Source organism: Agrococcus pavilionensis RW1, from assembly GCF_000400485.1.
GTDB classification, from domain to species: Bacteria; Actinomycetota; Actinomycetes; order Actinomycetales; family Microbacteriaceae; genus Agrococcus; species Agrococcus pavilionensis.
The window spans coordinates 105,583-114,234 of sequence record NZ_ASHR01000010.1 but is presented as its reverse complement, the minus strand read 5'-3'; the positions used below and the strand labels follow the sequence as shown (position 1 = coordinate 114,234).

Sequence of the window (8,652 nt, the reverse complement as noted above, 5' to 3'; positions counted from 1 at the left end):
CCGGATCTGCTCGAGCGGGACTTCACCGCGCCCGCGCCGAACCAGCGCTGGGTGGCGGACTTCACCTACGTGCGCACCTGGGCCGGGTTCGCGTACGTGTCGTTCGTGATCGACTGCTTCTCACGCGCGATCGTCGGCTGGCAGGCCGCGACCACGAAGACGACGCCGTTGGTGACCACGGCGCTGCGGATGGGCCTGTGGCGGCGCGACCGAGCCGGCCGCCCGGCGCTCGACGGACTGGTCCATCACAGCGATGCCGGGTCTCAATTCACGTCCGTGAGCTTCGCCGAGACGCTCGCCCTGGAGGGCATCGCTGCGTCGATCGGCTCGATCGGCGACGCGTATGACAATGCCCTCGCCGAGTCGACGATCGGGCTGTTCAAGACCGAAGCGATTCGCGACGACTCGCCCTTCCGGACCGGTCCGCTCAAGCAGCTGGAGGACGTCGAATGGGTCACCGCTGAATGGGTCGACTGGTACAACGCCAGGCGCCTGCATTCCACCCTCGGCGACGTCCCTCCCGAGGAGTTCGAGGCCGCGTACTACGCTGACCTCGAAACGCCATCACACCCGGTGCTGGCACCCGCATAGGAGCGGCAGAGAACCGGGGACGGTTCAGTCCGCGGCGATCCACGCTCGACTCGAAGGGGCGAGCGTGGTCGCCATCGAGTCGGGAACGCTCGGTGGCACCTGCGTGAACGTCGGCTGCGTGCCCTCCAAGACACTCCTCGCCGCCGCGCACACTCGACATGCCGCCCGATCGAACCCGTTCCCAGGCACCCCCACATCCGCCGGCGAGGTTGACCTGAGCGCGCTCATGCAGCAGAAGGACGAGTTGATCGGCATACTTCGCCAGACCAAATACGCTGACATCGCCGCCGCCTACGGGTTCGACATTCAGTCCGGCGCCGCGACGTTCACTGACGCGGCAACACTCCTCGTCGACGGCCGACGAGTTCGTGCTAGGTCGTATCTGGTCGCCACCGGAGCCGAACCGCACGCCCCGGCCATCCCCGGTCTCGAGCAGGTGGACTACCTCACCTCGACCACGGCCATGGAGCTGACCGAGTTGCCCGCTTCGCTCGTGGTGATCGGCGGCGGCTTCGTCGGCCTCGAACAGGCGCAGCTCTTCGCCCGCCTCGGGGTCGAGGTCACCATCATCGGCCGGCTCGCTCCGCACGCCGAACCCGAACTCTCCTCCGAACTCCACAATGCCTTCCTCGCCGAGGGAATCGCCGTCATCAACGACCGAGCCGTGACGATTACCCGGAACGGCGACCTGGTGCAGGCGATCACCCGCACCGGCAAGGCGGCCACCGGTGGACGAATCCTCATCGCCACCGGACGCGCACCACGCACTGACGGGCTCGACCTCGCTGCGGCGGGCGTCGCGAGGGACGGCCGTGGCTTCATCATCGTCGACAAGGACCAGCGGACGACGAACCCGACCGTGTTCGCCGCCGGCGACGTGACCGATGTGCCGCAGTACGTGTACGTCGCCGCGATGGCCGGGAAGATCGCAGCCCGCAACGCGCTCGGCCGCCACGAGCAGGTCGACTACACCGGGATGCCCTCGGTGTTGTTCACCTCACCTCAGCTCGCCTCCGCCGGGATGACCGAAGCCGAAGCCCTCGCCGCGGGATACCGGTGCACCTGCCGTTACCTGCGACTGTCCGAAGTGCCCCGAGCCATCACCAACCACAACACCCGCGGCGGCATCAAGATCGTCGCCGACGCTGACACCGGCCGAGTCCTCGGCGTCCACGCCCTCGCCGAGACCGCCGGCGAGATGATGCTCGCCGCGACCTACGCCATCACCGCCGGATTCACCGTCGCCCAACTCGCCGACATCTGGGCCCCGTACCTCACCATGGCCGAAGGAATCCGCCTCACCGCGAACCTCTTCCGCAACGAACTCCCCACCTCCTGCTGCGCCTGAACGCTACCCAAGTGGTTCTGAATCAAGTCGCCGTGCGAGGTCGTCGACTGCTCGCTCGAGCGCGGGATCCTCGCCGCGGGCAAGCCCTGCGAGTTCGAGCCCGGCTGGTGCCGCCTTGACCCACAGGCGGCGACGCGGGATGAGCAGCGAGCCGATTAGCGACGCCACTCTCCCAGATCTGCGCACAACTCGAAGCGGAGATGGAACGAGATGAACAGGCCCCACAGGCACCGACGGCCGGCACCGCACGCAACGGCGCTGCAGCGCCGAGCGCGGCACAGTCCGAGCCACCCGACAAGCGTACCGCCGGCGCAACGAGCAACCGGGCTGCGCCGACGGTGGGCCGGGCCAGGGATCCGCTGCATGTCCTCGATCTGCGCGACCTCTGCTTCCGCGTGACGCAGAATGAGCATAGGATTTCGGTATGCCGAAAATCGTGCGCGAAGAACGACAAGCACAACCCGTGACGCGTACAACGCGGCAAAGATCATCAGCGCCCCGGCTGGCATGGCTGTTGGGACCCGCGCTGGTGGCGGGAGTCGCCTATCTCGACCCCGGCAACGTGGCCAGCAATATGACGGCCGGCGCGCGCTACGGGTATCTTCTGGTCTGGGTGGTGGTGCTCGGCAATGTCATGGCGTGGCTCATCCAGTACCTCTCGGCCAAGCTCGGCATCGTCACCGGCAGCAGCCTGCCGGAGATGCTCGGGGCACGCATCCGCAATCCGTATGTGCGCCGTGCGTACTGGTTGCAGGCCGAGTTGGTCGCCATGGCGACCGATATCGCCGAGGTGATCGGTGGTGCCGTCGCGCTGAATCTGCTGTTCGGCATCCCGCTGCTGTGGGGAGGAATGATCACCGGAACCGTGTCGCTGGTGTTGCTCGTGGTCCAGTCCCGGCGAGGCGCACGCAGCTTCGAATTCGTCGTCATCGGACTGGTCGTGATCATCGCCATCGGCTTCTCGTTCGGAGTGTTCGTCGCGCCCCCGGACCCGGGCGGTGTCGCAGCCGGCCTCCTGCCTCGGTTCGAGGGCACCGACTCCGTGCTGCTCGCGGCATCCATTCTCGGTGCCACGATCATGCCGCACGCGATCTACGCGCACAGCGCCCTGGCTCGAGATCGCTTCGCTCCATCGCAGCCGCAGGTGCGCTTCAACGTTCCCCTGGAGGAGCTGCGAGGCATCTCGACCCGACGCCTCCTGCGTGCGACGCGCTGGGACGTCAGCGTCGCGATGCTGATCGCTGGCACCGTCAATCTCTGCATCCTGTTGCTGGCGGCCGCCAACCTCGCTGGCGTTCCGGGCACCGACACCCTCGAGGGCGCCTATGCCGCACTACGGGATGGAATCGGGCCTCTCGTCGCGACCCTCTTCGCAGTCGGCCTGCTCGCCAGCGGCCTCGCGAGCACCTCAGTGGGGGCGTACGCCGGTGCTGAGATCATGCATGGACTGTTGCACGTGCGCATTCCGCTTATCGCTCGACGCCTCGTCACCCTCATCCCTGCGCTCGTGATCCTCGCGCTCGGCGTCGACCCCACCCTCTCGCTGGTGCTGAGCCAGGTCGTGCTCTCGTTCGGCATCCCCTTCGCGCTCATCCCGCTCGTCGCCCTCACCGCCAAACACGAAGTGCTCGGCGAGTTCCGCAACCGCGCGGTGACGACCGCAGCCGGGATCGTGGCATCCGTCGCTCTCATCGCACTGAACGCGATGCTGCTCTGGCTGGTCGCTTCCGGCACATGACGGTGCGACCGGATCAGTGCGCCGAGGTTCAGGGCCTTGCTGCTTGCGGCGGGAGCAGTCGGGGGATCAGCTTGACGTAGATGGCCATGCCGATGAGTTCGACGAGGGTCTGCGTCACGATGGCGGCAGCCGCGAGCCGGAGGTCTGCCGGAAGCGCGAGGGCGAGTGGGAGGACGACAAGCGAATTCCTGGTCGCACCGCTGAACACGAGCGCCCTGCTACGAGGGACGTCGAGGCGTGCAAGCCGCGCGACGCCGACACCGAGGGCGGCCATGACCGCAAGGAACGCGATGTAGATCGGCACGAGCTCAACCAGCAGGACTAGGTCGCGGGCGATCGCCGGCGTCTGCGACGCGATGACGACGAGCAGCACGAGCATCGTCAGCGGCACCATCGCGTGCAGCGCGCTGGCCGTGGCTGCGGCGGCGAGACGCACGCGCCGCGCGGCCCACTGGGTGAGCGTTGCAGCGCCGAGCGGGATCAGGATGAGGAGCACCATCGCCTCCATGAACGGTCCCGGCTCCACGCTCTCGGTCGCAACGGGGCCCGCGATGATGAACAGGTAGAGCGGCAAGAGAAGCAGCTGCACCACCATCAGCAGGGGAGTGGCAGCGAGCAGCCGCTCATGCGCGCCGCCGGCTGCGCCGGCGAACACGATCACGTAGTCGACACACGGGGTCAGCAGCACGAGCAGCACGCCGACCAGGAGCGCATCATCGTGCGCCACGAAGCGGGAAAGGCCGACGGCCACGACGGGCACGATGACGAAGTTCAGCACCAGCAGCGCGGTCAGGAATCGCACGTCGCGGAACCCGCGCGCGATCTCCGCAAAAGGCACCCCGAGGAAGGTGACGAACAGCAGCGCGGCGATGGCCGGGTTGATCGCGACCGCGAGCCGCTCGGAGCCCGGTGCCAGCAAGCCAAGCGCGATACCGGTGACGATCGCGGCGAGGTAGAAGAGGACTTGCTGGCGTTCCATCCATGACGCGAACGTCGGCGTGCTACTCGTCATCTGGCGAGTGGGCCGGAGTGCTCGGCGACCTCTACAACAACACCGGCTCGCGCGAATGTGCGCGAACGTGTTCCGCGCGTCGACCAGCAGGCACCCACGTACCTAAACCTAATGCTCGTAGCGGAGGACCTCTCGTGCCCACACTGACGACTCGACAAACTGCTTGCCGAGCGGAGCCACGATCGCTCGGGTGCCAGTCGTGTGCCCTGTTCTCGGTCGACGCTCACGGAACTCAAGGCTGAGATCGATAGCCTCGGGGCGACACACGCGAGGAGCATGGTGACCGATCAGTCCGCCCAGCCCTGGGATCACTCGCAGCAGGCGCAGCAGCCTCGGCCTTCCTCCAATCGGCGGATGCCGCACGGCCAGCAGCCCGCTGAGACGCAACCGCCGTGCGGCCGCCGGCAGCCGCCTTACGGCGATGCTCCCGTCGGCTCAGCAGCGCTCGGTTACGGATACTCCGGCGAAGGCCAATCGCCCCATGGGCGGGCGCCCTACGGTCAGCCGCAATACAGGGACGCCTTCCCGCGGCAGCTGGGCTTTGCGATGCATCCGCCCAAGAAGCCGGCACTGCTGGCTGCCACGCTGCCGATGGCGGGGAAGTCCTTCGCGCTGGTGCTTCAGCCGCTCGAGCAGCGCGTCGGTCGCTGGTTCCTGGCATGGGCGATCGCGATCGGCTTCTTCTTCGGGGGCCAGATCATCTCGCTCGCACTACTGATGCCGGGCATGGTCGCCTTCTTCCTGCAGCTCGACCCGACCGCGGCACCGACCGACGAGGCCGAGCTCACGGCCGACCTGCTCGCCGAGGTGATCGGCTCGCCGCTGGGCATGGCCGGGGTGAACATGGCCTGGGCCGCGATGATCCCGGGCGTCATCGTCGCGTTGGCGGCGTTCGGCAAGGGCGCGGCCGGGTACGCCTCGAGTGTCGTCGGTCGCTGGCGCTGGGGCGCTGTCGGCCGCTCGGCGCTGCTGATCCTCCCCATCTTCGCGATCTACATCGGCGTCTCGCTCTGGATGGACCCGAGTGTCGAGTGGCAGTGGGATCCCAACTGGGGCCTCGTCGCGGTGGTGTTGCTGACCACGCCGCTGCAGGCGACCGGCGAGGAGTTCACATTCCGCGGGCTGCTGCCGCAGCTGATGGGCGGCTGGCTGCGCCACCGCTACGTGCCCGCGCTCGTCATGCTGCTGCCGGTGCTGACTGTGATCGTGCTGCAGCCAGCGACCTGGTACCTCTCGCTGCTCGCGCTGGTCGCCGCGGCGGTCGGGCCATGGGTGCTGCGTGGACCGCTGGGGAACGCGGTCTGGACCGGCCTTGCGACCGGGCTGCTGTTCGGCGCGATGCACACGCACCCGTCGATCGCGGCGACGCTGCAGCTCTCGCTGGTCGGCTTCACCTGCTCGATGCTCACCTACCGCACGGGTGGGCTCGAGGCGGCGTCGGTGCTGCACACCGCCAACAACGTCTTCATCATGGTTCCGCTCGCGCTCACCGGTGTCTCAGCGTTCTCATCCGCGCAGCCGGTCGCCGGCGAGGACTGGCTCTCTTTCGGTATCACCGCGCTGGCGCTCGGCCTCGCGTACCTCGCGGTGCACTTTGCCATGCGCGGGGCGCAGCGGTTTACGACGGGGGCGCCTGCTGCCGACTTGCTCGTGTCACAGCCGCGGCCGCCAATGGCGGCACCCGTCGTGACGCGCTGAGCCGCGTCGCACGCTGCCGAGGATTCAGCGATGAGCCTCGTCGCACGCTGCGAGAAGATTCGGCGCTGACCGGTGTCTCGAGCGACCTATGCATTGGATACGGGTGGGTGCGACGTCACACTTCGCGTCCACCACGTTCCTCCTCTGGTGCTCACCGAAATGCGCGACGGGCGGGCGAGGCGCCAGCACCAGCGAGCACGGTGAGCAGCGCTGCGATCGCGATGGCGACCTCGATCCCGCGGCCGAAACGGATGGCGGGCGTGACCGTGGCGGACAGCGGTAGCGTGGCGACCATCGCGCCCGGCTCGTACTGCGGCAGGCGTTGCAGGATGCTGCCGTCCGCGAGCACGATCGCGCTCGTGCCGACGGTGGAGATCATGACGAGCGACCGTCCACTCTCCATCGCACGCAGTCGCGCGATCGCGAGCTGCTGCACGTTCTGCGCACTGCCCTCGCCGAAGTCGGCGTTGTTCGACGGAACCAGGATCAGTTGCGCGCCACGATCGAGGACCATCTCGCGGGCGAGTGCATCATCGACGACGTCGAAGCAGATGGCCAGGCCCGCGCGGACGCCGCCGACATCGAAGACGTTCGCGCTGGCGGGGTCGATCGAGAAGTCCCGGGGGATCAGATCGAGGAAACCGAACGCATCCAGCACGGGGGCGAGCACGGCACGGCTCGGGAGGTATTCGGCAAACGGGACCGGGTGTCGCTTGTGATACACCGCGTCGACGCCTTCATCCCAGAGCAGCAGCGAGTTGTACGTCCGCGTGCCCTCGGTCGTCACCGCTCCCAGGATGATGGGGGCCGTGAACTGCCGCTGCAGGTCTTCCAGCAGCGCGATAGTCTGGGGGTTCGTCTGCGGCTCGCGTTCGCCTGCGTTCTCGGGCCAGACGAGCAGATCGAGATTCTCGCCGTCGAGGAGCGTGGTCGCGGCTGCATGCTCGGCGATGATCTGGCCTGGCTCGTAGGGGGCGAGCAGTCCTGCCTCCGACGCCCCCTGAGCAGCCCCCACCCGGATGGTCCCGTCGTACTCGACGGGGACGGCGGGCACGAGCGCGAAGATGGCTGCGACGGCTACGGGTGCGACGGCGCGGCGGGTCACGTGGGCCCGGGAAGCGGACCTCACCGTCACTGCGGCTGTGGCGCCGAGCAGGGCGATCGCGAACGTCAGGCCCGCGATCCCCGCCCAACCGACGACAGGTCCGAAGGGGCTGTCCGCCTGGGAGTAGGCGAGCCGCCCCCAGGAGAACCCACCCCAGGGGATGGTGGATGCGAGCAGCTCGCGCGTCGTCCACACGGCGGCGAGTCCGATGGTGGCGAGCACCGTCGAGAGCCACCTGGCTGCACGGACGAGTCGCCACACGGAGGCGCTCGCGATGCCGCCGAGCCCGAACCACGTCGCCATGACGATGGTGAGGCCGAGCAGCGGCGCGGGTCCGAGGTAGACCGTGATCCATGAGATGTGGACGGCGTACTGGGTCGCGCCCGTGATGAACCCCAACGCAAATGCGGCTCCCGGGGTGCGGCCGCGGACGGCCAGGAGTGCCAGGGCGACCCCGACCGGGGCGAATGGCCACAGGTCGTACGGCGACCCGGACCCGGCTATTGCTAACCCGCCGCCGGCCGCCAACAGTACCCGTGCGAGATGGACACGCGCCCGGTCGTCCTGGCCGAGAGTGGCGGCAACCCGATCGTGGCCGCTCACGCGGATGCGAGCGTCCGGACCGCGGGCGTGACGGATGCCGAGAGGATCGCTGGCCGCCGGGCGGCGAGCACGCCGTTGAGGATCACGATGGCCTCCGCGACCTCCTGGACCAGCACGACACCGCCGAACCCGAGCACGCGGGAGAGCGCGCGCGGGAAGTGCATCACGGCGATGAGCAACGCGAGGACGATGTTCGCGGCCCTGATGAGTCGGCCGTGACGCGCATGGCGGATGGCGGCGGGGATCAGTCGCTGGTCGCGGCCCGTGAAGGCGACGTGCGCGGACTCGATCGCGGCAACTGACCCTGTCGCGCCCGTCGCAATCCCCACGGTCGCTTCGGCGAGTGCCGGGGTGACGTTGATCCCGTCACCGATCATGGCCGTCCAGCGCCGCTCATGCCTTCGAGTGTGCGCTACGACAAGTTCGTGGACAGGTTGCGACACACGTGCGACAAGAACGTGGGATTACGACCACCTAGTTGGATCTGGGCGAGGGCCGTCGGCGTCGTTCAGGAGTGCTGGCGCGGGCGCGGGTCGCCCCGTGATGTGTTCCCAGCG

At 68.2% G+C, this 8,652-nt stretch carries 7 protein-coding genes; 4 read left to right on the top strand and 3 right to left on the bottom strand.

Features of this window, described 5'->3' with window-relative positions:
• The 3 genes from L332_RS0114785 to L332_RS18590 all read left to right on the top strand — a co-directional run.
• A partial coding sequence (locus tag L332_RS0114785; protein WP_041203803.1) for an IS3 family transposase occupies nt 1-591 on the top strand: 591 nt, incomplete at its 5' end.
• Between the two features lie 64 nt (nt 592-655).
• Nucleotides 656-1,939: a mercury(II) reductase gene (merA, locus tag L332_RS18595; RefSeq protein WP_021064895.1), complete on the top strand. Its 1,284-nt coding sequence runs from the start codon at nt 656-658 to the stop codon at nt 1,937-1,939.
• A 424-nt stretch (nt 1,940-2,363) separates the two neighbouring features.
• Nucleotides 2,364-3,677, top strand: a complete 1,314-nt coding sequence (locus L332_RS18590; protein WP_021009757.1) for an Nramp family divalent metal transporter — start codon at nt 2,364-2,366, stop codon at nt 3,675-3,677.
• A gap of 28 nt (nt 3,678-3,705) precedes the next feature.
• On the opposite strand, the gene L332_RS18585 is transcribed toward L332_RS18590, so the two are convergent.
• The gene (locus L332_RS18585; RefSeq protein WP_021009756.1) at nt 3,706-4,656 is read right to left on the bottom strand and encodes an arsenic resistance protein; all 951 of its coding nucleotides are present in this window, start codon (nt 4,654-4,656) and stop codon (nt 3,706-3,708) included.
• 312 nt (nt 4,657-4,968) lie between these two features.
• Between L332_RS18585 and L332_RS29285 the strand changes: the two genes are divergently transcribed.
• Entirely contained in the window at nt 4,969-6,387 is a 1,419-nt protein-coding gene (locus L332_RS29285) for a CPBP family intramembrane glutamic endopeptidase (RefSeq protein WP_158316692.1), read from the top strand.
• A gap of 151 nt (nt 6,388-6,538) precedes the next feature.
• On the opposite strand, the gene lnt is transcribed toward L332_RS29285, so the two are convergent.
• A complete protein-coding gene (gene lnt, locus L332_RS18575; protein ID WP_021009754.1) occupies nt 6,539-8,095 on the bottom strand; it encodes an apolipoprotein N-acyltransferase in 1,557 nt (518 codons plus the stop codon).
• The gene (locus tag L332_RS18570) at nt 8,092-8,538 is read right to left on the bottom strand and encodes a heavy metal translocating P-type ATPase (RefSeq protein WP_144061005.1); all 447 of its coding nucleotides are present in this window, start codon (nt 8,536-8,538) and stop codon (nt 8,092-8,094) included. Before L332_RS18570 ends, lnt begins: the two co-directional genes overlap by 4 nt.
• Nucleotides 8,539-8,652 lie beyond the last annotated feature (114 nt).

Bases quoted from the DNA above. Each gene is read 5' to 3' on its own strand.
- L332_RS18585 (WP_021009756.1), bottom strand. From the start codon at position 4,656: ATGGAACGCCAGCAAGTCCTCTTCTACCTCGCCGCGATCGTCACCGGT.
- L332_RS18590 (WP_021009757.1), top strand. From the start codon at position 2,364: ATGCCGAAAATCGTGCGCGAAGAACGACAAGCACAACCCGTGACGCGT.